This window comes from Pseudomonas sp. YL2 (genome assembly GCF_023063025.1).
In the GTDB taxonomy this organism is placed as follows: Bacteria; Pseudomonadota; Gammaproteobacteria; order Pseudomonadales; family Pseudomonadaceae; genus Aquipseudomonas; species Aquipseudomonas putida_A.
Genome location: NZ_JAJSLU010000016.1, coordinates 1 through 23,860 on the forward strand (window position 1 = coordinate 1; position 23,860 = coordinate 23,860).

Genomic DNA, 23,860 nt, shown 5'->3' on the forward strand with positions numbered 1-23,860 from the left:
GAGTCAGAATCGAGTCTGTAGTCCCGCCCACCCCTTCAAGTCTAAACATACAAGCGAGCCTGCTCGCGAAGACGACCTTCCAGCCAACTCATCTCTCTCAGACTGCATACCATCCACTTGTAGGAGTGAGCCCGCTCGCGATGACGGCCCGACAGCCGACCAATATCTACCGGCTTGTGGGAGCTGACCTCCCAGCGATGACAGCCCCCAAGCCAACCATTCCCCAACTGACCAAACCCAATCCAACTGTGGGAGCGGGCTTGCTCGCGAAGGCGTCCACTCAGCCAACTCATCATCAACTGACCCACTGCATTCGCGAGCAAGCCCGCTCCCACAGTTTTTGCAGTGATTCAGATTATTGCAGCGGCCCCATCACCTGCCGATACCGCTCCACCCCCTGCGCCGTCTCCCGCGTCAACCGAACCTCCAACCCCAACGGATCCTCCCGCCGATTCCCACTCAACTGCCGCCACCCCTTATCCACCTCCCAAACCCGCACCTGCACATCACTCACCCCATCCAACACCGCCACCCCAACCCCCGGCGCCGGCAACGGATACCGACTGCGCGCCTCAGCCACCGCCCGATACAACGTATCCCCCTTGACCCACCAACGCACCCGCTGCAAAGCCCCAGGCTGATCCGCCGCACTGCGAATAATATCCAGCCGAAACCCCTTGCTATCACTGCTCCGCACCGTCAACGCAGGCGGCGCACTCGGCGGCTCATCATCCACGCCAACCTTCTTCGGCTCAGTCAATTCAATCCCCGCACGCATCTCCACATCACGCTGCAACTGATTCAACGCCCGCAACAAACTGTCGCTCTGCTCACTGCTCGCCTGCAAATGACTGTCCGCCCGCGTCACACTGTCCAACCCGCGCCAAGCAATCAGACTGACCACCGCCATCAACAGAATCGCGACCATCACCTCGATCAGGGTAAAGCCCCGTTGATCGTTCATTGCACACTGATCCTTCCACTGGCATCGCGCAGCACACTCAGCCGATTCAGCCCGTCAGACAAGGTCAATTGCAGCGGCGGATTGATCCACTCGGCGTTGAGCACCACCTTCTGCTTCGGCTCCACCCGCACCTCCAGCTTCGGACTCTGCCAATTGCGCGGCCGCAACTGCGGGTCATCCTTGAAATGCTCAAACCCCCGACCACTGTCACTGCGCCGACTGAACCGAAAGCCCTTGCCATCACTCACCCAAACAATCGGCCGACCATCCGCGCGCGCCTCCGCCTGCGCCACCTGCAGCAACTGCGCCACACGCTCGGCGTCCTTGCGCAGCAACTGCAGCGGATCCGGCTTGATACTCAGACTGATCGCCGCACTGGCGATCCCGATGATCACCAGCACCACCATCAACTCGATCAGCGTAAAGCCCTGTTGCTTGCCCACCTTCATCGGTTGCGCGCTCCGTTGCGTCCTGCCCCGTCCAAAAAAGCATCCTGCACGGCCAACATGTAAGACGTGTGAAATAAAACCGTGAGAATTGCCGCGTAGCCTGTCAGCAGGGACTAAAAGGAGATTCAGCCCATGATGCTCACCACCCGCATATCCCCCCCGCAAACCGTCCAGGCCCTCGCACTGCTCGCCGCCCTGGTTGGCGTCGCGACCTGGTCGTCGCTACTCCTGACCTCTGCCGAATCCCACACCCCTCCGGCGCCACCGCAAATGCTCGCGGCACGCAGTGACAGCCCGGCGTTGCAGTGGTTTTCCAATCAAACGGCGCCGATGGACATCAAAGTGAGCGGGGTGATGGCGGGGAGTCGGGGGGCGGTGGCGATTTTGAGTTTGAATGATGGGCCGCCGAGGAGTTTTTTGCAGGGGGAGAGGGTGGGGCCGGGGGTGAAGTTGGTGGCGGTGGAGGGGGATGGGGTGGTGATTGAGCAGGGGGGGGAGAGGGTGCGGTTGGGGGTGGAGAGGTTGGGGGAGGGGGTGGTTTTGCCGAGTCTTAAGAGGCCCTGATTTGTAGGGTTGAAGTCGTTATTTTTTGCCGTTTAGTTGAATGCCAGTTTAAGTGCCTCCAAAAGCAGGGAGCCGAGATGCAAGCGAGTGCTTGTTGTCGCTCTCGGCCTGATGCAGGTAATCGAGAATTTCCGCTACCGGCCAAAAGCGGACATCGGCAAGCGACCCCCTGTGAGCCAAAAACGGACGTACGCAAGCGATCGTCCGTGAGCGGCAGTTTTCGGCCAAAAGCTGTCGCTGAGAACGCTTCTTTAGTGCCAGGAAATAGTAGAAGGCTAGTGGTTAGGCTATTCGCTTTTAGAGAGCACTCTCGCTACCCTGCGAAGCTGCCAAGACATATGAGAAGGGACTTACCTCGATGGATGCTCATTCTGTAATCGCTAGAAATTCTTCTGACTGCGAGGAATACGACGACTATTCGTTTATAGGGCGATTACACGAAGAATCAATCTGGGCTCACGATGACTACTGGATGCTGGAGTGGGCGCTATATCAACTCGCAAAGGGCAAAAGCCCCTCCCAAGAGCTCTCTAGGCGGATTTTCCGCATATTCAGTTACACCTTTCTGTTATTCGGCTGCCACTTAGATCGTCGAGACAGCTTCAAGATTGAAAACCTCAAAAAGAAGGAGGTTTACGATCTTCGTGAAAGAATGCAGCTGGTTTTCGAAGGTTTTTTCGCTGGTAAAATGCCGGCAACCGGCATTTTTTCCGACCCCAATCCTCTGCTCGTCTCCAACCATCAAAGTTGACTGTTTCGGGTCGGTTTCAGCCGGTCGCGACAGGCTGAAATCGGCCAATAGCAGTCATCCATTTCTAAGAGATTGGCCGAGCGGACACTATCGACTTTTTTTCGTGCTGGTGCGAAAGTAGCGCAATGGATCTGAAGGAGTACAGGAAGATGCCGTTACTTACGCGCAAGGTATTTATAGATACGGAATTCTTTGTCAAAGCAAATCTTGATTTCAACTCTAGTACGATAAAGTCTTTTGAGGAACTGTGCAGAGACAATCAACTGAGTCACATCACTACCACAATCGTAGTTAATGAAGTGCGACGAAAAATTGTTGATCATATCAAAGAGGCACTGAAAGGCATTAAGAATTTTCGACGAAAAGCTGCCGTCCTTAAAGAGTATGATGACGAAAGTATAAAAAGCCTTTTTACGGAAATCAATGAAGGCGATCTAGAGGCAAAAGCGCTAAAAGCATTTGAGGATTTTATTGAAGCTTCGAATGCCACTGTCGTTGACATGAGTCGCGTAGATGGAAATGAGATTATTGACATGTTCTTTAATCACGTCAGTCCATTTAGCACTCAAAAGCCTAACGAATTTCGTGATGCGTTCTCTCTCCTTGCTATACGCTCCGCATTGGAAGGGCAGGAAAAGGTATACGTTGTTTCAGCGGATCCTGACCACAAAGCTTTTTGCGAGGCTAATGAGAAGTTCGTAAACATTGAAACTCTTAGTGGACTATTAGACATATATAATAAACACAACGACGATAGAACTCAGTTCGTTGAGCAGTTTTTGAACCTCAAGAAGCAAGAAATTATAGAGCAAATAAAATCTCAGCTGGAAGATGCCGAAAGCTATAACTCGTCTACGTGGGAAGACGCTGAAGTAGATAGTTTCGAAGTGGCTGAAATTGAAGACTTTGAACCTCAAATAGTTCATTTAGACGATGAGAACTGCAAGGTCGTATTCGACGTAACTGTGAAGTTTCTAGTAAATGTCAGCGGCCCAGACACTGCGAATGGTTATTACGATAAAGAGGATGACACCCTCTACACGTTTGATTCTACAGAGCGGCAAGAGGAAGAAGAGAAAGAATTTTCTATAGAATTAGATTTGTCTTTTGAAGCTGATGAAGGCGAGTTCATAAATGATGAATTTATTTTGCATGTAAAAGGCTTGGGTGGTGGCATCGAATTTGGTGTTGAAGAGTATCCGTGGGAAGATCCTAGGATGTGATTTGATCACATTGGTGAACCATGCGGAGCCCCATGATACCGTGGCCGAGCCTCCCAGCTTGACTGTAAGCAGTCGTTGCTCGCACGGTATCAGGGCGAAAGGTAATTGAATCCCTGACCCATTTCGTAGACACCGCCGAACGTCCGCTCTTAGCCGTTTGCTGCCAGTTACGACAGGTAGCAATCGGCCAAAAGCGGACGACCATGACAGACCTCTTTCACCCAAAATCTGCTATTTTTGGCTATGCCCAAAAATGATTGAGCTGATATCTACAAAAAACGTCACCCTATGATTTGAGGTAGTACATTAAGAGATCGAGCCTCTGGATTAAAATAACGTCCAACAACTAATGCGCCATCCTGAAGCTCTGGATTAATTTCGGATGTGGCGTAGATTAATTGAAATGGAACGCCAATTTTCGCACACTCCGACACTATCAAAGCTTGGAGGTTATGGCTTCGCTCTTTTTCCATTCCTCCGTCGTCAATTCCATCCAGCATCATAAAGCGCGGAACTCGCATATACGACAATTCTGTACTCGTTTTAAGTAGAGCCAAATGAAAAACATGACGTAGTACAACTGCAGAACTTTCCGAAAAATTTTTAGAGCCATTAACAAGAACAGTATTGTCAATAAAACTAAAATCAACCGAGCTAGCATTTATAAATTCAGGCTGCAATTGAAGATCTTCCTTAAGCAGCGCTGCCATATTTTCGGATAGCTTCGTCGATACCTCTCTTTTTCGCTTCTCTTGCCTTCTTTCCAATCCTTCGATAATGTCATTGAGGCTTTCTATCTTTGCCGTCAAATCGCTACGATTTTTTTGCAATTCTGAAATAACGGCGTAAAGCTTCTGATCCTCATAAGCTTGCTTTATTTCTTCATCTAAGGAGCCTAAACGTCGAGCCGAATCTTCCAGGAGAGTTTCAACATTACTCGACCAGTGAGAGGACATAGACGCATATTCTTTTTCTAATCGCTTGACAGCCTCTACGGCCAAGGGAATATCTCGAGAAAGCTTTGCGGCCTCTTCTTCTTTCACATTAAGCAATAACGATGACTCTTTAATCTGGATAGATAGCTCGTTTCGCATTCTCAATATGTTAGAGTCACTAGCACCTTCGGTCAGTTCATGCTTGCATAAATGGCAATCATGCGCATCGGGAGTATGAGGCTTTAATTCTGTCAAGCAACTAGGGCAGAATAAAAACGATAAAGCTCCAAAGTAATTTCGTGTTTCCTTCGAATCATCCAAGCTGGCCAGCCTTGCTTCTAACTCCTTCAGAAACAACTTAGAGTCCGCAATCTCCAAATTTAACTTAACTAGGCCATCCTTCAGGACTGACTCATATTTATTTGCGGCATTCAGTCGAGTGCGTATCCCATCGACTTTTGCAGAGGCTGCATTGGCCTCTTTTTTTGATAGTGAGCGCTCAGCCTTTAAACCAGCCATATATTCAGTCAATCTTTGTCGCTCGGTTTCTAATGTTGGAATTTTACTTCTGGATGCCTCTATGTCAGGAGTTTGGCCAGACCGACCTAACACATTAAATATACCGCGAAGCTCACCAACCACTTTGTCGAGTGTCTTCCCAACTTCTCGAACTTCTAATTGGGCTGCATACAAATTATCATCAGACACGCCGCAGAGATATCCACCGACCATATCCCTAGTTAAAGCGCTATCGAAGCTGTCGGTTCTAAATATCGGACTGTGTACCGAAGGTTGATCAGCATACAGAACACGTAGCAACTGATGCATTGTTAGATTTGAGGCGGCTGCACCCTGCGCCTGCGGAATTTCCAAAGCAGAAAAAAGAGCTTGGGAGAAACTTAGTTTTTGCTCAGAACGTCGAAATGGATAACGTTCCCATTTGTTTGCTCCCGCAACAAGTGCAGACTCAATGTTTCCCCAGAAAATATTTAACGGCCGCTGGCTTTCAGGCTCTATATCTCTGAGCAGAGTAGCAGGCACCCCATTCAGATGAACTTCTACCATCGTCGCAGAACATAAAAGCGCCTCTGGTTTCCACCGAATATTCTCAGCCCCTAATGAATAAGCTAAAAGATCCATTATGGTAGTCTTGCCAGAGCTATTACGGCCTCTAATAATATTGACGCCGTCATGAAACTCACAATCGAAAGCGCGATGGCCTCCTTGGAGCACTAACAATCTACGGACACTGAGCGTAGGCTTAAGATATGTCATATTTGTACTCCAACAAGCCTGTTCTGTGCTTTAAGCCATTGACACCTCGCAATGGAAGCATCGCTAGATCATGTAGGATAAAATCTCCTATTTCGGGACGGCTCGCTAAAAAATCAGAAATTCTTGCCTCTAACGAACCAGGTAGCTTCGCGTCCGTTCGCACAATAATTCCGTCAGAATAACTCTCTCGGTCTACTATTCCTGAAGCAACCAGGCATCCAACGGCTGAAATCTGAATAGCCTGCATATCTTTAAAGATAAATGCCGGATCGAACGGATCGTGATAAATGTTCTCAAAATTCTTAGCTAAACGTTTCCCATGAGTTAACGTTTTCGGGAGCGTAATCCCTTGCACCGCAGACGGAAAAGTCAAATAGAAGTCGAGCAGCCTTGCCTTATCGTATTCCAGACTTGGAATAACTGACAGGATTGACAGCATTCGAAATACGCAATGATACGCATCATAGGCCGGATGGTAAATCAGCATATTTGTCCCACCTTATATGACAATTCCCCCCAAGAAAATACAGCAATCCCAATAAATCCTTGACTGAAATCTCCAAAAAATTCTCGCCGAGCATCGAACTTATGTTATGAAGTATACTATTTATTGCCGCATCAACTACTACTCTGTCCCCACCTGCTTCTATTACCGGCGTTACCACAAGCATGTAGTTTGTATGAAGCTCGTCCAATAAAATTGTATAAATTCTTTGCGCAACTCTAGATGACTGCTGTCGCATCACCATCTTGGCCGCTTGCTCTTTTTGACTCATAGCAAAATATAGCTGATCAGTTCGCCCGCTCTCCCGAAGCTTCGCCTCAAGTCCTCGAACATCACCTTCAGTAGGGGTGGCGAGATAATGATTGAGTTTCTCGCAAAACCCACTGCCATCTTTTTCATCAACCTCTGCCGCACGAAGGCGAGCATAGAGTAAAGTCAACTCATTCAGAGTCGTACCTTGGCGCATATCAATATTAAATTTATTAATATTTCCCGCAGCCATATCGCCATGTACGGTATTATTCGACTGATCAGTCACGCTACTTGCTACCGATTATTTTTATTCATGTCGCCAGCCGACATATCACCATGAACGGTATTGCCCTTTTGCACCGTTTTTCTGGACTGGGAGTTATTCATTTGAATTTTACTAACTACAATTTTCGCCGTCCAACCAGCGCCTAGCCCAGCTAAAAAAGTTATTATGTGCGTAAGATATTCCATTATCGATCCTCAATGATTCGTTGAGATGTCGATAGCAGACTAGCGGAGTGCCATCAGACCGTCCAGTGTTGTCGCTCATCGAATGCGACCTCAATGCATCATCTACTTCGTCAAATCCGATGGCTATGGACGCGACTCTAAGAAAATGTAGACGCCTGGCCTGAGTTCATCCTTGGCAAACCGTAGGCTTTTGGCAGTGATCGGTCATAACGCTAGGTGGCATCCTCGCCAAAGGAAGCGGTCTTGGACAAGGTGAGGACCATTTACTACTGTCAGTTTCTGACGAGTGATCTCTGCCCGTGTTCAAGGAGGGAAGAATGAAGGCAACCATCGCGCTAGCTACGATCCTTTTTACTGCCAGCGTCCAGGCACAAGACTGGGGAAAATTCTCTGAGCCACTTAATGTTGAGCTTTTAAACGAGAAGAACCATGTCAGGCTCTTGATGGACTTCACTTACAAGGGGCCGGGGCCCGAGGAACTCTTCTGGTTGGCGCCTAAGGATACAATCACGGACGGCGCCTCCATTCCTCGTATTGCTTGGAGCGTAATTGGGGCGCCGTTTGAAGGTCAGTATAGAAAAGCCGCCATCATTCACGATGTCGCATGCGTGGAGCAAACCAGGAGTTGGCAAGCTACTCATCGTGCGTTCTATACCGCCATGCGGGCTGCTGGAGTTGGTGAAAGTCAGGCAAAAATCATGTACGCAGCGGTGTACCACTTCGGCCCTCGATGGGCGGAGCCGAAAAGCATTCTGCTACCTCGAACCGAGGCGGCGTTGATTGTGCCGAAGCTGGAAAAGTTAAAAGCAGAACTACCTATTGGCATGGAGGCAGTTCTAGCAAGCGACGGCAGACCCGTCTCGAGAACCATTTCAAAAGGTTTGCTGAAGCGTGAGAAGGTGGAAGAAGTAATAGGAGCGGTTTTCGAGGTGCGAGTGGTACAGCCCCCATCATCAGAGGCTGAGTTTGAACGAATGAAGGCACTGATTCAAAAGAAAGACCTGACCCTCGCGGAGATCGAAGGTTTACAAGCTACCGAGACAAGCGGAACGAAATAGCATGAGCCTGTGAGATGCTTGATCGGAGCGCTGCCACAAATTGCCTACTCTTACTCCTAGAGAGGCTCGCTGGATCGGTTCTAGGGCTAAGATGTGCGGCTAATTTCGAGTAATCGCTCCTGTTTTAATAGACGGCATCAAGCCTCAATAAGCGTCGATTAGAGTCCGCTTTTGGCCGAAAGCAGCCATCGGGTGTGAAATGTAGTCCAAAAACGCAAGTCAGTTGGCCTGATGAGTGGGTGGATCTATTTAGGGGATATTTTCCGCAGTAAGGTCAAGGTAAACATCGGCGTTTAAAAAGACATTTCCAGATACTCACTCAGGCTACACATCCTTGCGCCATTGCCTACAGCTACGCCAGAATCCGCCGGCTTGTGCGCTTTGGGGACGGGTTTTATTGTGGTTCGGTCGCTGACGAATCAGCGATCGGGTTTGGTAGCCCGGCTTAGACTTGGCGCATAGCGTCACCCGACACAGGCCCTTCTGGGGCTGTGTATTTATGGTGGCCATGCGCAGGGCGTCTTCGGGCGCGCCGGTTTTCCAAGTCACCGGTCTACCAACCTTCGTATGGCCACCACCCCTTCGTTTGGTAGCGAAAGATGATGGCTCCTTTTCTATGATTTGGAGATTCACTCATGATCAAACCAACACCCAACCCGCCCGAAACCGCCTCGGTTTCCCCCTACGAATCCATCGATTCCAAAAAACTCCACGAAGCCGCCGACCGCGCGCTCGATCATTACCTCTGTCCACCCGGATCCACGCCGCCGCCACGTAAAACCCGTGGGATGTATGCCGTGACGGCGGACAACAAAACCGAAGAGCTGCTGGTGGATGCCAGTGAAACACTTGCTTCGGCCAAAACCCTCGCGCAGAACATCGCCAGCTTGTTGCCGGTGTCGCAGCGTCATGCGCTGGCGGGGATTGCGCAGTTGATCATGCTCGGGGAGTTGGCGGTGAATCGGGCGTTGGATAATTTGCAGTTGCCGGGTTGATGCGGGTGTCGGGATCACCTGGTGATTGATCGGGTGTTCATTCTGGCGCCTTCGCGAGCAGGCTCGCTCCCACTGGGTTTTATGCTGATTGCAGATGTTGTGTACAACGCTGAAACCTGTGGGAGCAGTTGATTATTACCGTGCCGTCTTCGTGTGGTTATTGAGTCGCTTCAGGACATTCACGGGTCCATCGCGTCACCGTCATGTCATTGAATTGCTCACCGAGGGTATCGACGCGTAGGCAAGCTGCTTTCTTTGAGTAGTACAAGATGCAACGCGAGCTATCAAAGGAGCAGGTGGCCAGTTCGAAGAACTTGCGTGCAGCCAGTTCTTTCTCCACGCCACTGTATTCATAGCCATCGGTGGTATGCATCGGCGTGGGCTTCCAGCCTTGTTTGACTAGCTTGGCCTTCGCCGCCACCAAACGCTCACCGATTGCGATGCCTGCTGGTCCGTGCTTGTCGTTTGACGCCTGTGAGCCGCGGGCGAACGCTGCGCTGATACCCATGCAATAAACTGCGAAAAGTACGAGGGTTGAAGCCTTCATTGGACAGTTCCTCCCGCAGCTTTTTAGGTCGATAAAAAGTCCGGATACTCGGCGTAAGGTTGCGCGGGATATTGATTCTTCTTGCCTGGACCTTCGGGAAGCGCCGCCCACCTTGTTGTCGATTTCTGGCTTCAATCCTTTTCAGGGCATTTGAAGTTCCAGGAATAGATTTTCATGTCTTTGACTTCTTCGCCCACAGTTCCTACACCTAAACAATCTCCGTTCTTGATGTAGTTGAAACTGCAGAAACGGACGCCCTCTGTGCAGGATTCGATTTCATTGAAGCCTTTTCTTTGGATGCTGCTTTCAACCCCGAATTCACCTGAGTAGGTCGGATTCGGTTTCCAGCCATTTTTGATCAAGGCCTTTCGGGCTTGCGTAAATGGCATTCCCTCTTTGATGGGAAGGTCTGATGCGCTAGAAAATAAGCTGACGCAACACAAAAGGCTGATAGCTAATATTTTTAGTTTCATTTAACAGTACCGCCAAAGCCTTTATATATTTTTTCTACTTCGTCGTAATCAGTATAAGGCTGACCGGAAGCCTTTCCATTGATTGGTCGATTTGCCAAGCCCGGCCCCATAGGCAACGCTTCCCATTTTTTTGATGCTTTTCCAACTGCAGTTTTTAAGTCGCCACCGATCAGCGATTCGATGGCGCTCACGTTGCGCAGGAGTTCAACGGCAATCAAGTCCTGCGTTCCGGGGCTGAAGTCAGATAGCCCCATTGCTTTGATGGAGAGTTCCGACCATGTGGCTTTCGTGATCTGGTACCTGCCAGAAGCTGTAGTTGAACCTCCGAAACCTGGTCCTGGATGAGTAGACTCATCACTGAATGTCCACTTCCCGGATTTCCAGCCGGCTGCCCAACCATAGCCGAATTTCGCGTGATAATCGCCACCCTCGACTTGGGCCAACGTATCTAGAAAGGCCTGCACATTTTTATTCTTTAAGAACTCCGCATTCTCGGCACGCCTCTTTTGTTGCTTTGCGTCTACGGATACGGCTTTAGTGCTGGAGTCTTTGACAGGCGTCACCGTTCTGGTGGCGACAGATGACATTTTTCGACCGTTTTTGCTAATGACTTCAGCCATGAGGAAAACTTCCGTTATTTACTTTGACATCCATTTTCAATCCTCCAAAAACAGCTGGATCGTTTCGGCGAGATGCGAGCTTATTACGTGCGTATACCCCATTGAGTCGCTGACACCATGCTCAATGCTGCCGTCAGCTCGCTGAATGGCGTAATCAAGATTAGCCAGCGGCTCCCCTGACTCGTCGTCAATAAGCCTGAACTTGTCGCTGAAGTGCACAGGCATCGAAGTCAGACCGCTGAAAGGCGCTGATCCGACGGTGTCGCCAATGATGACCGTGCCCGAGCCACCTACAACTACGTTGCCGTGGCCGCCGGTACTGCCTTGAGTAGCGGCATTCAGCCCATTGATAAAAACTGTCGAGCTGATCGCTCCAGTGATCGGGCTACCGCAGGCGGATTTATCGGTCATCCGAGCGGCGGGTAGACCGTCGAAATTGACATTGGGCGAGCCGCTGACAATTGGATTAGTGCCATGCCCCGGGAGCGGGCAATTGGTGGGATCTGTGACGCGGGCTGCAGGTTTGCCACTCACGGGAAGTTCCTTTTCAAAGATTCAGATGTCCTTGGCCTGATTGGAATAGAAATCGACATTCCGGCCACTGAGAAAGCACGTAGGGTAAGCGTTGGGGGGAGCTAGAAAATGCGTCCTGGGGGAGGAACGCGGAAATCTACCGCCCATGTACTTTTGCGTCGCACAGAATGCCTGAGGCAAAAGTTGCGCTCAACATTTCTTACAATTTTTTGATTGACTGTTGGTGAATGGCTTCTAGCGGGTCTCGCTATGCCTTTGCGCCCCGACTGGGGAAACGCTTTGTCCGCAGGAATCCCGGTAATGGGGAGGATTTTTTTAAGTTGGGAGGTGCCGCAGTAAGACCTTGATAAACGTCTGCGTTTAAAAAGACATTTCCTGACACTCTCCCAGGCTACACATCCTTGCGCCGTTGCCTACAGCTACGCCAGAATCCGCCGGCTTGTGCGCCTTAGGGGCGGGTTCTATTGTGGTTCGGTCGCTGACGAATCAGCGATCGGGTTTCGCAGCCCGGATCAATCAAGGCGCACAGCGCTCCCAATCGTTGCCATTTCTGGCGATGGTGCTTCATGGCGGCAGTGCGCGGGATACCTTCGGGTATGCCGGGTTTCTTGATTCCCGGTCTGCGAACCTGCGTACAGCTGCCACCTCCCTTCGTTTCGCAGCGAACCGTGGCGGCTCCATTAATCAAGGAGCTTCACCATGATCAAACCAACACCCAACCCACCCGAAACCGCCTCGGTTTCCCCCTACGAATCCATCGATTCAAAAAAACTCCACGAAGCCGCTGACCGCGCGCTCGACCATTACCTCTGTCCGCCCGGTTCCACGCCGCCGCCGCGTAAAACCCGTGGGTTGTATGCCGTGACGGCGGACAACAAAACAGAAGAGCTGCTGGTCGATGCCAGTGAAACGCTCGCTTCGGCCAAAACCCTCGCGCAGAACATTGCCAGCCTGTTGCCGGTGTCGCAGCGGCACTCGCTGGTGGGGATTGCGCAGTTGATCATGCTCGGGGAGTTGGCGGTGAATCGGGCGATGGATAATTTGCAATTGCCGGGGTGATGTGGATTCGTGCTGGCAGGGATGGTGATGGCACATGTGCTGTTTCTGTTACCTGATATTTCGCTATCGCCAGCAGGATGGCTCCCACAGGGTTTCGATGGGTCACGGACATCGTGTCATCAGCAAACGCTATGCTAATACCCATGCAATAAAGTGTGGAAAATATGAAAATCGAAATCTTCATTTCACTAAAAAAGTGCACGGCTCTATTTCCATGAAACAGATCCGATACAAAGGTAGGTCTGTTAACCGCTTGATAAACCTTAATACCGACACGGTGCGCTATTAGAAGGTAATTTACTTGGCTGAAGGAGCTTCGCCGCCAAAAAGCGCTTCTGAAAGCTTGCACAAGAATTTTGGCAATTGTTGCGCTGGCTTACTGGTGGCGTTGTTCCTGACATTCCTTTTTTGTAAAAAGGTTAGGCTGTTGCATCTTGTTGCTGTGAGAGTGAAGGCAAGTGCACTGGGTCGGAGGTGAATTTCACAAGTGTTTTATCAACGAGAGGTAAGAATGAAGATTCTTTATGTATAGCGCGTTTAAGGATTGCATCCCCAAACTCCAGTAGTTTTTCACCAGTATCATCGAGCCTGTTTTTCACACCATGAACGATTTTTGAACGAAGTGTATAAAGGTCTTTACATTCATTTATGATTCTGTTCCGTGCCTCATGGCTGTCAGCAAGTACGAAAGCGCAACGATCAGAGAGCGATTTCGTCAGTCCCGTCGTGCAATCGTCGTCACCGAATATGGATTCCAGACCTATACAAACCTTAACCAGGCGCATGGCGGGTGAGGGGTCGGCCAATGAGTCGAGTCTCCATTCGCTTGCCGAGCGAATGGCTTTGGCGGCATCAATTTGGGTAAGTGCTATCTGCAAGTAAGACTGAAGAGGGATCGCGTAATCGCGAACTGACTGCTGCCGGGTGTAGCCTGCTGTTATCTTTTTTATCAGAGCACACAAGTCTTGTGGTAAGTCTATTGAAAATTTCTTCTTGACCGTATTTTCTGATTCATGTTGGTGCACATATATGAGCGGGCGCAATTCTTTGAAGCTGCCCCACATGTCTAGTTTGTTTTTGAAACGAAATACATCCATGGACAGGGCGCGTTCGACGAAATTTTTGACATTGCCTTGAGCTTTCGTCGCCGCTTCGCTCTTTGCCAAACTGCGATCTGGAGAAATATAACCTTGCGTCAATGTGGAGAAAAACAAAGCTTTGTCCTCTTTAGCTTCCCTCCATCCCAATGTTGATTTTACGTCTACAACGTCGAAGGTAGTAAATAAAGTGCCATTTGCGAGTTCCATGTTAAAACGTTGAGCAGAGTAGCCAAGATCAAACTCGAAGAAAACCCTGTAATCATAGGGAACTCCCTCGATCGCGTTGAATACTGTTTCCGAGGCTTCTGCGATATCTATACGCTCTGAAAGCATGCCTCCTTTTCGCTCAAGGATCGCCGGGTAGATTTCGTTTAAAGTATCCAGCAGTAAGGCACGTGCCGAGCTACTGTCCAACCATTCGCTTTTTTGCTTTTTGACTGCGGCTTCAAGTCCCTCTGGCGGCTGATTCCATCCCGTTCCCAATTCGGTTTCTGAAGGGAGAACAATACTTTCTAACCAATGCTTTATTTGATTTTTCATTGCGGCTGCCGCTTGCGGGTGCATTACACATCCACTCAAGATTTGTTGTATGGGCAGTGACAATATGACCTTGCCGATTCTCATGCAAGGGCATAGCGCCTACAAACAAGATCAAAAGATCGCAGCCTTCGGCAGCTCCTACAGGGGGCGATTCAACAGGGTTTCTAGGCGGGCCAGGGGCGGGGTGTCCTGGTTGCGGTTGAAGACTTGGATGGCGACTTTGAGTAATCGGCCATTTTCAGCCGTGGCGATGGCTTGTTCGCAGCGCAATAGCAGGCGTCCTTGATCACAGTGCTGCGCCTTTACTCCTATCGGCAATCGACCCTCCAGTTGCAGCTCGGCCATGCGTGTCTGCGCCGCAATCATCGCCACCGAACGATCCCGCAATATCCCGCTGCTCTGCGTCATCAACCCCGCCACGCGCACAGCCGCCGACATCGCCACGGCAATGATCGCCAGCGCCACCAGCACTTCAATCAGGGTGAATCCGCTTTCTCGGAAGCGCGTAGGCATAAATGGCCCAAAACCAGAACACAGCCCTCGACCCTAACCCGCGTCCTTGACGGCTTGACGACGAAAACTCCCGAGGATTTTCAACATCCCTGACATATCTTCTTGCAACACTGCGCGTCGAATCGAATCAAGCCAAGGGAATGTCGAGATGGATATCGCGCAGTTCAAACAGCCCAACCGACCGAGACGGATGCCCCGTGGGCAGCAGGGTTTTACCCTGATCGAGATCATGGTGGTGGTGGTGATTCTCGGGATTCTGGCGGCGATGGTGGTGCCCAAGGTGCTGGATCGGCCGGATCAGGCGCGGGCCACGGCGGCCAAGCAGGACATCGGCGGTTTGATGCAGGCGCTGAAGTTGTATCGCCTCGATCACGGTACTTATCCGAGCCAGAGTCAGGGTTTGAAAGTGCTGGTGGAGCGTCCGGCGGATGCGAAGAACAGTAACTGGCGTTCGTACCTGGAGCGTTTGCCGAACGATCCGTGGGGTCGTCCTTATCAGTACCTCAACCCCGGCGCGAATGGCGAGATCGATATCTTTTCCCTCGGTGCCGACGGTCAGCCTGACGGCGACGGCGTGAATGCCGATATCGGTTCCTGGCAGCTGTAAGGCCGGTGATGAACAGCCAATCGAACCAGCAGGGGATGGCGATCATCAGTGCGCTGTTGATCGCGGCGGTGGTCGCGGTGATTGCGGCGGGGATGTTGACCCGGCAGAGCGTTTCGACCCGCGCGCTGGAGGCGGATCAGCAGCGCGTGCAGGGGCGCTGGGTGTTGCACGGCGGTCTGGAGATCAGCCGACAATTGCTCTGGGATGCGCGGCAGCGTGATCCGTTGACCCGGCTCGATCAGCCATGGGCGCAGCGCTTGAATGCGCAGGGTTTCGACGGGCGGCTGGAGGATGAGCAGGGCAAGTTCAACCTGCGCAATCTGGTGGCCAACGAGCGTGTCGATGAGGCGCAGGTGCAGGCGTTTCAGCGGTTGTGCGAGTTGATCGGCATCAGCGCCGGGTTGAGTCAGCGCATCAGTCAGCGGGTGATCGGCTCTTATCCGTATCTGTTGAATCCGCAGATTGCCGAAAACACCGCGAGCAAAAACGCCTTTGACAGTGGCCGCGCCACGTCGCCGAATGCGTCGCGCAAGCCGCAGAATCCGAAGTTGCCGATGCTGCGCAGTGTGGATGATCTGCGCAGCGTCGAGGGTGTGAATGAGGCGGTCATCGGCAAACTGGCGCCGTACCTGACGGTGATTCCGGCGACCACCTGGCTCAATGGCAATACCGCCACTGCGCCGGTGTTGGCCGCGTATGTGCCGGGGTTGTCGCTGGAGCGGGCGCAGGCGCTGATCAATGAGCGCGATGCCGGGCGCTGGTTCATCAACCGTGGCGATTTTGTCAACCGCTTGCGCATGCCGAATCTGGAGCTGACCAGCGTCAAGGTCGGCATCACCAGCGACTGGTTTCGCCTGCGTGGCGAGGCGCGGCGTGATCAGCGTCGGGTCAGCCTCGATGCGTTGCTGCACCGCAGCGAGGATCGTCTGCCGCAGGTGATCTGGTCGCGGGTGGGCGTATGAGTCAGTTGCGTGTGAGTTTGCCGCCACTGGCGGGGTTGAGTCTCGACAGTGAAATGGACTGCGCGTGGCTGGACCGTCAGGGGCAGGTCATTCGTGAGCAGCGCCTGACCTTTAGCCAACTGGGGCAGTTAGCGAAGCAGCCAGCGCTCAACATTTTTCTGCACCCGGCGGACAGCCTGCTGGCGAGCATCGACCTGCCGCCATTGCCGACCAACAAGACCGCAGCGGCGGTGCAATGCGCGGCGCAGGCCTTGATGCTCGGCGACTGCAATGACATGCACATCGCTCACAGTTCGCGGGATGAAGCGGGGCAGGTGCAGATTGCCTGGGCGCCGCGTCAGCGTTTGCAGCATCTGGGGCAACTGCTGAAGCAGGCCGGGTTGAATCTGCGCGGCTTGTACCCGGCGGCGTACAGCTTGCCGGTGCTGCCGGGCACGGTGGCCTGTCGGCAGGACGGCCATTTGTTGCTGCGCGAAAGCGTGCAGGTGGCGCGGGTGCAGCCGCTGTTCGACGACGAGATTGGCGATTGGCTGCTGACCTGCGGCGCGCCGCTGCACTGGATCGGTTCGGCAGCGCCTGCGGAAGCGGAATTGCCGATGGCCGAGGCGCAGCGCTGGGCCGGGCCGTTGCCCGGTTGGGGCTTGCAGGGTGCGGTGCAACAGCAGCGCAGCGAGCATCGCGGTTGGGGCCGGGCGTTGGGGCTTTGCGCCTTGGCGGTGGCGGTGTGGGTGATCGGCTTGAACCTGTATGCCGCCCGCGAAGCCAGTCAGGGTCAGCAGCTCAAGGCGCAGATGGCGCAGCGGGTGAAGCAGGCCTTTCCCGAGTTGCCGGTGATCCTCAATCCGCTACAACAGGCGCGTCAGCAATTGGCGGCGCGGCAGAAGGGCGCGGCGGAGGATCCGGCGCAGCCGTTCAATCGGCTGGTGTTGCAGGCCGGCAGTGGCATGCCGTTCATGGCCGGCACGGTCGAGCGCCTGACGTTTGTCGACGGCAGCTTGCAGTTGAGTCTGTTGGCCGACGCCCGGCGCAGCGCCAATGACAAGGACAAGGATTGGCAAGCCGCATTGGCCCAGGTCGGGATTAGTGCGACGGCTGACGATGAAGGCTGGCTGCTGCGACCGAGTGACGAAGTCACCACCCCCGACGAAAGCGCTGACGACAGCGGAGCAGAAGATGAATAAGGCATCGCTCGCGGTGTATCGCGCCCGTTGGCAGCGTTTCAGCGCTCAGTTGCAGCTGCGCTGGCAAGCGTTGGCCCTGCGCGAAAAACGTCTGGTCGGCGGCATGGCGGTGGTGCTGCTGTCGCTGTTGGTGTGGGTCGCATTGATTCAGCCGCCGCTGAAAAAAATCACCTATTGGCAAGCCGAAACCCCGAAGTTGCGCGCGCAGACCGAAGCCCTTGAAGTGCTGTTGCGCGAGGTCAGTGTGCGCCCCGAAGGGCAAAGTCTCGCGCAGTCTCTTGAGCAGACGCTGCAGACCAGCGGCTTGGCCGGGCACTATCAATTGCAGGCCGGGGAGGCTGGCGCGTGGCAATTGACGTTCGACGCGGCGCCGGCCGATGCAGTGCTCGACTGGCTGTTGAGCACCCCGGCACAGCTTTCTCTGCAAGTGGTCGAGGCGCGTCTGCAACGCGCCGACAACGCTTCGACCGAAGTCACTGCCGGCACATTGTCAGGCACCGTTCGCATGGATCAGGCGCTGGGCGCTAAGGAAGCTTCATGAAGGGGTCAGGATCCAAACCGGCGCGCATGGCGTTGCCGATGCTGCTGATGGCGTTGAGCGCGTGCAGCAACACCACCACGCCGCCGAATCAGCCGCCGTTGCTGGTGGACAGCGAACTTGGCCGTCCATTGGCCAACACCCAACGCAGCGGTGATGCGCTGCTCGATCGGCAACGCGCCCAGGCACAAACAGCGCCGCAGCCACGGCAGATGCACAACATCACCGAACGCGCACGCAGTGGCGGCACCCCGCGCGGCAGCACACTGCCGAGCAATCCGCTGGGCGATCAGCCGGTGACGCTGAATTTTGTCGACGCCGATATTCAAGCGGTGGTGCGCGCGTTGTCGCGTTCCACCGGCCAGCAGTTTCTGGTCGACCCTCGGGTCAAGGGCAGCCTGACGCTGGTCTCGGAAGGTCAGGTGCCGGCACGCCAGGCTTATGACATGTTGCTCGCGGCGTTGCGCATGCAGGGATTCAGCGTGGTCGATGTCGGCGGCGTCGCCCAGGTGGTGCCGGAAGCCGATGCGAAACTGCTCGGCGGGCCGATCTACAGCCCGGACAAACCCGCTGGCAACGGCATGCTCACCCGCACCTTTCGCCTGCAATACGAAAACGCGGTGAATCTGATTCCGGTGTTGCGCCCGATCGTGTCGCCGAACAACCCGATCAATGCCTACCCCGGCAACAACACCATCGTGGTTACCGATTACGCCGAGAACCTGACTCGCGTCGCCCAGTTGATCCAGACCATCGACACCCCGAGCGCGATCGACACCGACGTGGTGCAGATCCAGAACGGCATCGCCGCCGACATCGCGCCGATGGTCGCGGACTTGCTCGATGCGCCGGGCAACGACCCGACGCAGAAAATCGCGGTGATCGGCGATCCGCGCTCCAACACCATCATCATCCGCGCCGGCAGCCCCGAGCGCACCGAGCTGGCGCGCAACCTGATCTACAAACTCGACAACGCGCAGAGCAATCCAAGCAACCTGCACGTGGTTTATTTGCGTAACGCGCAAGCGGCGAAACTGGCGCAGGCCCTGCGCGGCTTGCTCACTGGCGAGAGCGACAGCGGCACCAGCGACAGTGCGCGTTCGGTGCTCAGTGCCATGGGCAGCAACGGCAACAACAATGGCGGTTCGGGTGCGCAGAGCGGCACGCAAACCAGTGGCAACACCTCGACCACTTCCAGTACGGGCAGTACCGGCGGCAGTTATGCCCAGGGCAGCAGTTCGACCGGCAGCGGCGGCAATCAGGCCAGTGAGCAGAACGTCGCGTTCAGCGCGGGCGGGGTGACGATTCAGGCTGACGCCACCACCAACACCTTGCTGATTTCCGCGCCGGAGCCGTTGTATCGCAACCTGCGTGAGGTCATTGATCTGCTCGACCAGCGCCGCGCGCAAGTGGTAATCGAGAGCCTGATCGTCGAGGTCGGCGAGGACGATGCCAGCGAATTCGGCGTGCAGTGGCAGACCGGCAATCTCGGCGGTAAAGGCGTGATCGGCGGGGCGAATCTTGGCGGGTCGGGGATCAATCTCAACGGCAAGACCAGCCTCGATGTGCTGCCGCAGGGTTTGAACCTCGGTTACGTCAACGGCACCGTCGACATCCCCGGCATCGGCAAGATTCTCGACCTCAAGGTGCTGGCCCGGGCGCTGAAGAGCAAGGGCGGCACCAACGTGCTGTCGACGCCGAACCTGCTGACCCTCGACAACGAAGCAGCGAGTATTTTTGTCGGCCAGACCATTCCTTTTGTCAGCGGCAGCTACGTCACTGGCGGTGGGGGTACGAGCAACAACCCGTTCCAGACCGTGACCCGGGAAGAGGTGGGTTTGAAGCTGAATGTGCGGCCGCAGATTTCCGAGGGCGGCACGGTCAAGCTTGATATCTATCAGGAGGTCAGCAGCATCGACGAACGCGCGTCGGCCAGCGCGACGTCGGCGGGGATCGTCACCAACAAACGTGCGATTGATACCAGCATCCTGCTCGACGACGGGCAGATCATGGTCCTCGGCGGCTTGCTGCAGGACGGCTACAGCCAGAGCAATGAAGCGGTACCGTGGCTGGGGACGCTGCCGGGGATCGGCGCGCTGTTTCGCAACGAACGCCGGGCGATCACCAAGACCAACCTGATGGTGTTCCTGCGCCCGTACATCATCCGTGACAGCGAAGCGGGGCGCAGCATCACCCTCAACCGCTACGACTTCATGCGCCGCGCCCAGGGCGGCCTGCAACCGGAACGCAGCTGGGCGATGCCGGACATGCAGGCGCCGCAGTTGCCGACGGCGGCGCAGGGGGTGCCGAGCCCAGTTCCGGCTTCGGGCCCCCGCGCGACCATCAAAGCTGTGCCGATCGAAGGGAGCACACGCTTTTGAACAGCATGACGACCGTGGCGAGGGAGCTTGCTCCCGCTCGGGTGCGGAGCGCCCGCAAATCCGACATGCAGGGTGTGTCTGCGGGAATGGAGTTGCAGGGTTTGGGTCTGCTGCGCAGCCCAGCGGGAGCAAGCTCCCTCGCCACAGGAATGGGGGACGACCTTGGACCTGTAGGAGCTGCCGAAGGCTGCGATCTTTTGATCTTTAAACGCAAAAGATCGCAGCCTGCGGCAGCACCTACACGGGATTGTATTGTCATGGGGGGAGGGTGTAGATGAGTTCACTGCCCTACGCCTGGGCCAAGGCCCAGCGCATTCTGTTGTGCGACGGTGTGCTGACCGTGTGCCCATCGACCCCCGGCTGGTCGATCAGCGAGGTGCGGCGCCAGTTCGGTGAAACGTCGCTCAAGCGCGTGCGCGATGACGAGCTCGACGGCTTGCTCGCCACCGCCTATGCCGACACCGGCAGCGCCGCCGCTGTGGTCGGTGCGGCAGAGAACGAAGTAGATCTCGACCGGCTGATGCAGGACATGCCGGAAATCACCGACCTGCTCGACACCCAGGACGGTGCGCCGGTAATCCGCATGATCAACGCCTTGCTCACCCAGGCCGCCCGCGATGAGGCCAGCGACATTCACATCGAACCGTTCGAAACCCATTCGGTGGTGCGCTACCGGGTCGACGGCACCCTGCGCGACGTGGTTTCGCCGCGCAAGGCACTGCACGGTGCGTTGGTGTCGCGGATCAAGATCATGGCACAGCTCGATATCGCCGAAAAACGCCTGCCGCAGGACGGCCGCATCGCCTTGCGCGTAGCCGGGCGGCCGATCGATATTCGCGTGTCGACCGTGCCCACCGGGCATGGCGAGCGGGTGGTGATGCGTTTGCTCGACAAACAGGCCGGGCGTCTGCACCTGGAAACCCTCGGCATGGACGCGCAGGTGCTGGCCAGACTCGATCACCTGATCCGCCAGCCCCACGGCATCGTGCTGGTCACCGGCCCCACCGGCAGCGGCAAGACCACCAGCCTTTATGCCGCGCTGGCGCGTCTGGATGCCAGCACCAGCAACATCCTCACCGTCGAAGACCCGGTGGAATACGACCTGCCGGGGATCAGCCAGATTCAGGTCAACGCCAAGATCGACATGACCTTCGCCCTGGCATTGCGGGCGATTCTGCGCCAGGACCCGGACATCATCATGATCGGCGAAATCCGCGATCTGGAAACCGCTCAAATCGCCGTGCAGGCCTCGCTCACCGGGCACCTGGTGCTGGCGACGCTGCACACCAACGACGCGGTGTCGGCGGTCAATCGCTTGGTCGACATGGGCGTCGAGCCGTTTCTGCTCGCTTCGTCGATGCTCGGCGTTCTGGCCCAGCGGCTGGTGCGGCGCCTTTGCAAAGAGTGCAAACAGGAAGATTCAGCAGCGCCGGGCACCTGGCGCCCGGTGGGCTGCGCCGCCTGCAATCATACCGGCTACAGCGGTCGCACCGGCATCCACGAATTGTTCTGCATCAACGACGACATCCGCACCCTGATTCACCAGGGGGCAGGCGAGCAGGCCTTGCGTGCGGCAGCGGCGAAGGCCGGGATGTTCAGCCTGCGCGAGGACGGCGAGCGCTGGATTCGCAGCGGTGCCACCGCCCCTGAAGAAATCCTCCGTGTGACCCGGGACGCCTGATGAATCGCTATCGTTTTGAAGCCGCCGACGCCACTGGCAAGATCGAGTCCGGGCACCTGGAGGCGGACAGCCAGGGCGCGGCGTTCGGCGTGTTGCGCAGCCGTGGTTTGACCGCGTTGTCGGTGCACAAGGAAAGCAACGTCGCCCAGCATGGCGGCGGTGGCTTGTTCAGTGCGCGTATGTCGGACAACGATCTGGCCTGGGCCACCCGCCAACTGGCGAGCCTGCTCGGTGCCAGCCTGCCGTTGGAAGCGGCACTCAGCGCAACGGTGGAGCAGGCCGAGAAAAAACACATCGCCCACACCCTCAGTGCGGTGCGCGCCGATGTGCGCAGCGGCATGCGTCTGGCCGAGTCGCTGGCGGCGCGACCACGGGATTTTCCGGAGATCTACCGCGCGTTGATCGCTGCGGGCGAGGAGTCCGGCGATCTGGCGCAGGTGATGGAGCGGCTGGCGGATTACATCGAGGAGCGCAACAACCTGCGCGGCAAGATCCTCACCGCGTTTATCTACCCCGGTGTGGTCGGGCTGGTGTCGATCGGCATTGTGATTTTCCTGCTCAGTTACGTGGTGCCGCAGGTGGTCAGTGCGTTTTCCCAGGCGCGGCAGGACTTGCCGGGGCTGACCTTGGCGATGCTCACCGCCAGTGATTTCATTCGGGCGTGGGGCTGGTTGTGTGCGGCGATCATGGCAGGGGCGTTCTGGAGCTGGCGCCTGTATCTGCGCAATCCGGCGGCACGTTTGAGTTGGCATCATCGGGTGCTGAAATTGCCGCTGATCGGACGGTTCGTGTTGGGCCTGAACACCGCACGTTTCGCCTCGACCCTGGCGATTCTCGGCGGTGCCGGGGTGCCGTTGTTGCGCGCGTTGGAGGCGGCGCGGCAGACGTTATCCAATGATCGCTTGAGCCTGAGTGTCAGCGACGCTACGGCCAAGGTTCGCGAAGGGGTGAACCTCGCGGCGGCGTTGCGGGTGGAAAACGTGTTTCCGCCGGTGCTGATTCACCTGATCGCCAGCGGCGAGAAAACCGGCGCACTGCCGCCGATGCTCGAACGTGCGGCGCAAACGCTGTCCCGCGATATCGAACGGCGGGCGATGGGCATGACCGCGTTGCTCGAACCGCTGATGATTGTGGTGATGGGCGGGGTGGTGCTGGTGATCGTGATGGCGGTGTTGTTGCCGATCATTGAGATCAACCAGTTGGTGCAGTAGCTGATTCCGAGGTCGCCTGGTCTGGCCTCTTCACGAGCAAGCCCGCTCCCACAGGGGACAGAGTTGTTAATGCAATATGTGTCACAACACAAGAACCTGTGGGAGCGGGCTTGCTCGCGAAGGCGCCCGTCAGAACAACAAATAATTCAGACTTTTTTACCAGGACTTCAGCATCACCCGACCCTCAAAAGCACCATCCTCGGGTTCTCCTTTCTGTCATCTGCAACCAGCCTTCAACGGCTGTAGCCTGATTGCGCCAAACCGCTGATCCAGACCCCTCTCAATCCCCCGCAAACACCCGAGAAAACCCCCTGAAAAACCCCGCGCAGCTCCCGAGGTTTTTTCCTTTATCTGTCACCGCAAGATGCGAATTTCTCAGTGCGACTTAACCACGGACCCCGCTTGCGAAGGTCAGCGGTGAGTCTTTCAGCGTCATGCAAGACCCCTGAAAACCTGTGTTCACAACCATCG

At 55.1% G+C, this 23,860-nt stretch carries 24 protein-coding genes; 13 read left to right on the forward strand and 11 right to left on the reverse strand.

Annotation, left to right across the window (positions count from 1 at the left end; genetic code table 11):
- Positions 1 to 355: 355 nt before the first annotated feature.
- Positions 356 to 964, reverse strand: coding sequence for a prepilin-type N-terminal cleavage/methylation domain-containing protein (locus LVD08_RS20785; RefSeq protein ID WP_247269121.1), 609 nt, complete (start codon positions 962 to 964; stop codon positions 356 to 358).
- Positions 961 to 1,413: a type II secretion system minor pseudopilin GspH gene (gene gspH / locus LVD08_RS20790; RefSeq protein ID WP_247269122.1), complete on the reverse strand. Its 453-nt coding sequence runs from the start codon at positions 1,411 to 1,413 to the stop codon at positions 961 to 963. The genes LVD08_RS20785 and gspH overlap by 4 nt, the downstream gene beginning before the upstream one ends.
- A gap of 132 nt (positions 1,414 to 1,545) precedes the next feature.
- Here gspH and LVD08_RS20795 point away from each other — a divergent pair, with 132 nt between their 5' ends.
- The 3 genes from LVD08_RS20795 to LVD08_RS20805 all read left to right on the forward strand — a co-directional run bounded on the left by LVD08_RS20795 (position 1,546) and on the right by LVD08_RS20805 (position 3,951).
- Positions 1,546 to 1,977: a type II secretion system protein N gene (locus tag LVD08_RS20795; protein ID WP_247269123.1), complete on the forward strand. Its 432-nt coding sequence runs from the start codon at positions 1,546 to 1,548 to the stop codon at positions 1,975 to 1,977.
- Between the two features lie 358 nt (positions 1,978 to 2,335).
- Positions 2,336 to 2,728 (forward strand): Imm41 family immunity protein, encoded by a 393-nt coding sequence (locus LVD08_RS20800; protein WP_247269124.1) that lies wholly within the window; start codon positions 2,336 to 2,338, stop codon positions 2,726 to 2,728.
- Positions 2,729 to 2,877: 149 nt separating this feature from the next.
- Positions 2,878 to 3,951 carry a PIN domain-containing protein gene (locus LVD08_RS20805; protein WP_247269125.1) on the forward strand — a complete coding sequence of 358 codons (1,074 nt, stop codon included), beginning with the start codon at positions 2,878 to 2,880 and terminating at the stop codon, positions 3,949 to 3,951.
- 281 nt (positions 3,952 to 4,232) lie between these two features.
- On the opposite strand, the gene LVD08_RS20810 is transcribed toward LVD08_RS20805, so the two are convergent.
- The 3 genes from LVD08_RS20810 to LVD08_RS20820 are packed head-to-tail and all read right to left on the reverse strand — an operon-like array spanning position 4,233 to position 7,204.
- Positions 4,233 to 6,161: an AAA family ATPase gene (locus LVD08_RS20810; protein ID WP_247269126.1), complete on the reverse strand. Its 1,929-nt coding sequence runs from the start codon at positions 6,159 to 6,161 to the stop codon at positions 4,233 to 4,235.
- Complete coding sequence (locus LVD08_RS20815; protein WP_247269127.1) at positions 6,148 to 6,648, reverse strand: ABC-three component system middle component 5; 501 nt, start codon at positions 6,646 to 6,648, stop codon at positions 6,148 to 6,150. The genes LVD08_RS20810 and LVD08_RS20815 overlap by 14 nt, the downstream gene beginning before the upstream one ends.
- Positions 6,623 to 7,204: an ABC-three component system protein gene (locus LVD08_RS20820; RefSeq protein ID WP_247269128.1), complete on the reverse strand. Its 582-nt coding sequence runs from the start codon at positions 7,202 to 7,204 to the stop codon at positions 6,623 to 6,625. Before LVD08_RS20820 ends, LVD08_RS20815 begins: the two co-directional genes overlap by 26 nt.
- Before the next feature lie 502 nt (positions 7,205 to 7,706).
- Between LVD08_RS20820 and LVD08_RS20825 the strand changes: the two genes are divergently transcribed.
- The gene (locus tag LVD08_RS20825) at positions 7,707 to 8,447 is read left to right on the forward strand and encodes a DUF1353 domain-containing protein (protein ID WP_247269129.1); all 741 of its coding nucleotides are present in this window, start codon (positions 7,707 to 7,709) and stop codon (positions 8,445 to 8,447) included.
- Between the two features lie 635 nt (positions 8,448 to 9,082).
- Positions 9,083 to 9,442, forward strand: a complete 360-nt coding sequence (locus LVD08_RS20830) for a DUF6124 family protein (protein ID WP_095136351.1) — start codon at positions 9,083 to 9,085, stop codon at positions 9,440 to 9,442.
- A 157-nt stretch (positions 9,443 to 9,599) separates the two neighbouring features.
- On the opposite strand, the gene LVD08_RS20835 is transcribed toward LVD08_RS20830, so the two are convergent.
- The 4 genes from LVD08_RS20835 to LVD08_RS20850 form a co-directional block, all read right to left on the reverse strand.
- Positions 9,600 to 9,989, reverse strand: a complete 390-nt coding sequence (locus LVD08_RS20835) for a hypothetical protein (RefSeq protein ID WP_247269130.1) — start codon at positions 9,987 to 9,989, stop codon at positions 9,600 to 9,602.
- 131 nt (positions 9,990 to 10,120) lie between these two features.
- Positions 10,121 to 10,462: a hypothetical protein gene (locus LVD08_RS20840; RefSeq protein WP_247269131.1), complete on the reverse strand. Its 342-nt coding sequence runs from the start codon at positions 10,460 to 10,462 to the stop codon at positions 10,121 to 10,123.
- The gene (locus LVD08_RS20845; RefSeq protein WP_247269132.1) at positions 10,459 to 11,082 is read right to left on the reverse strand and encodes a hypothetical protein; all 624 of its coding nucleotides are present in this window, start codon (positions 11,080 to 11,082) and stop codon (positions 10,459 to 10,461) included. The genes LVD08_RS20840 and LVD08_RS20845 overlap by 4 nt, the downstream gene beginning before the upstream one ends.
- 36 nt (positions 11,083 to 11,118) lie before the next feature.
- Entirely contained in the window at positions 11,119 to 11,616 is a 498-nt protein-coding gene (locus LVD08_RS20850; RefSeq protein WP_247269133.1) for a PAAR domain-containing protein, read from the reverse strand.
- A gap of 699 nt (positions 11,617 to 12,315) precedes the next feature.
- Here LVD08_RS20850 and LVD08_RS20855 point away from each other — a divergent pair.
- Positions 12,316 to 12,675 (forward strand): DUF6124 family protein, encoded by a 360-nt coding sequence (locus LVD08_RS20855; RefSeq protein ID WP_247269134.1) that lies wholly within the window; start codon positions 12,316 to 12,318, stop codon positions 12,673 to 12,675.
- A 419-nt stretch (positions 12,676 to 13,094) separates the two neighbouring features.
- Here the strand turns inward: LVD08_RS20855 and LVD08_RS20860 are convergent, their stop codons facing one another.
- On the reverse strand, positions 13,095 to 14,339 hold the full coding sequence (locus tag LVD08_RS20860) for a HEPN domain-containing protein (protein ID WP_247269135.1): 1,245 nt from the start codon (positions 14,337 to 14,339) through the stop codon (positions 13,095 to 13,097).
- 114 nt (positions 14,340 to 14,453) lie between these two features.
- The gene (gspI, locus tag LVD08_RS20865) at positions 14,454 to 14,828 is read right to left on the reverse strand and encodes a type II secretion system minor pseudopilin GspI (protein ID WP_247269136.1); all 375 of its coding nucleotides are present in this window, start codon (positions 14,826 to 14,828) and stop codon (positions 14,454 to 14,456) included.
- A gap of 148 nt (positions 14,829 to 14,976) precedes the next feature.
- Here gspI and gspG point away from each other — a divergent pair, with 148 nt between their 5' ends.
- The 7 genes from gspG (at position 14,977) to gspF (ending at position 23,389) form a co-directional block, all read left to right on the forward strand.
- Positions 14,977 to 15,435, forward strand: a complete 459-nt coding sequence (gene gspG, locus LVD08_RS20870; protein ID WP_274621251.1) for a type II secretion system major pseudopilin GspG — start codon at positions 14,977 to 14,979, stop codon at positions 15,433 to 15,435.
- 8 nt (positions 15,436 to 15,443) lie between these two features.
- Complete coding sequence (gspK, locus tag LVD08_RS20875) at positions 15,444 to 16,397, forward strand: type II secretion system minor pseudopilin GspK (RefSeq protein ID WP_247269137.1); 954 nt, start codon at positions 15,444 to 15,446, stop codon at positions 16,395 to 16,397.
- Positions 16,394 to 17,578 (forward strand): type II secretion system protein GspL, encoded by a 1,185-nt coding sequence (gene gspL / locus LVD08_RS20880; RefSeq protein WP_247269138.1) that lies wholly within the window; start codon positions 16,394 to 16,396, stop codon positions 17,576 to 17,578. Before gspK ends, gspL begins: the two co-directional genes overlap by 4 nt.
- Positions 17,571 to 18,119, forward strand: a complete 549-nt coding sequence (gspM, locus tag LVD08_RS20885) for a type II secretion system protein GspM (RefSeq protein WP_247269139.1) — start codon at positions 17,571 to 17,573, stop codon at positions 18,117 to 18,119. Before gspL ends, gspM begins: the two co-directional genes overlap by 8 nt.
- Positions 18,116 to 20,497 carry a type II secretion system secretin GspD gene (gspD, locus tag LVD08_RS20890; RefSeq protein ID WP_247269140.1) on the forward strand — a complete coding sequence of 794 codons (2,382 nt, stop codon included), beginning with the start codon at positions 18,116 to 18,118 and terminating at the stop codon, positions 20,495 to 20,497. Before gspM ends, gspD begins: the two co-directional genes overlap by 4 nt.
- A gap of 274 nt (positions 20,498 to 20,771) precedes the next feature.
- The gene (gene gspE, locus LVD08_RS20895) at positions 20,772 to 22,178 is read left to right on the forward strand and encodes a type II secretion system ATPase GspE (RefSeq protein WP_247269141.1); all 1,407 of its coding nucleotides are present in this window, start codon (positions 20,772 to 20,774) and stop codon (positions 22,176 to 22,178) included.
- Positions 22,178 to 23,389, forward strand: coding sequence for a type II secretion system inner membrane protein GspF (gspF, locus tag LVD08_RS20900; RefSeq protein WP_027613651.1), 1,212 nt, complete (start codon positions 22,178 to 22,180; stop codon positions 23,387 to 23,389). The genes gspE and gspF overlap by 1 nt, the downstream gene beginning before the upstream one ends.
- Positions 23,390 to 23,860: the final 471 nt, after the last annotated feature.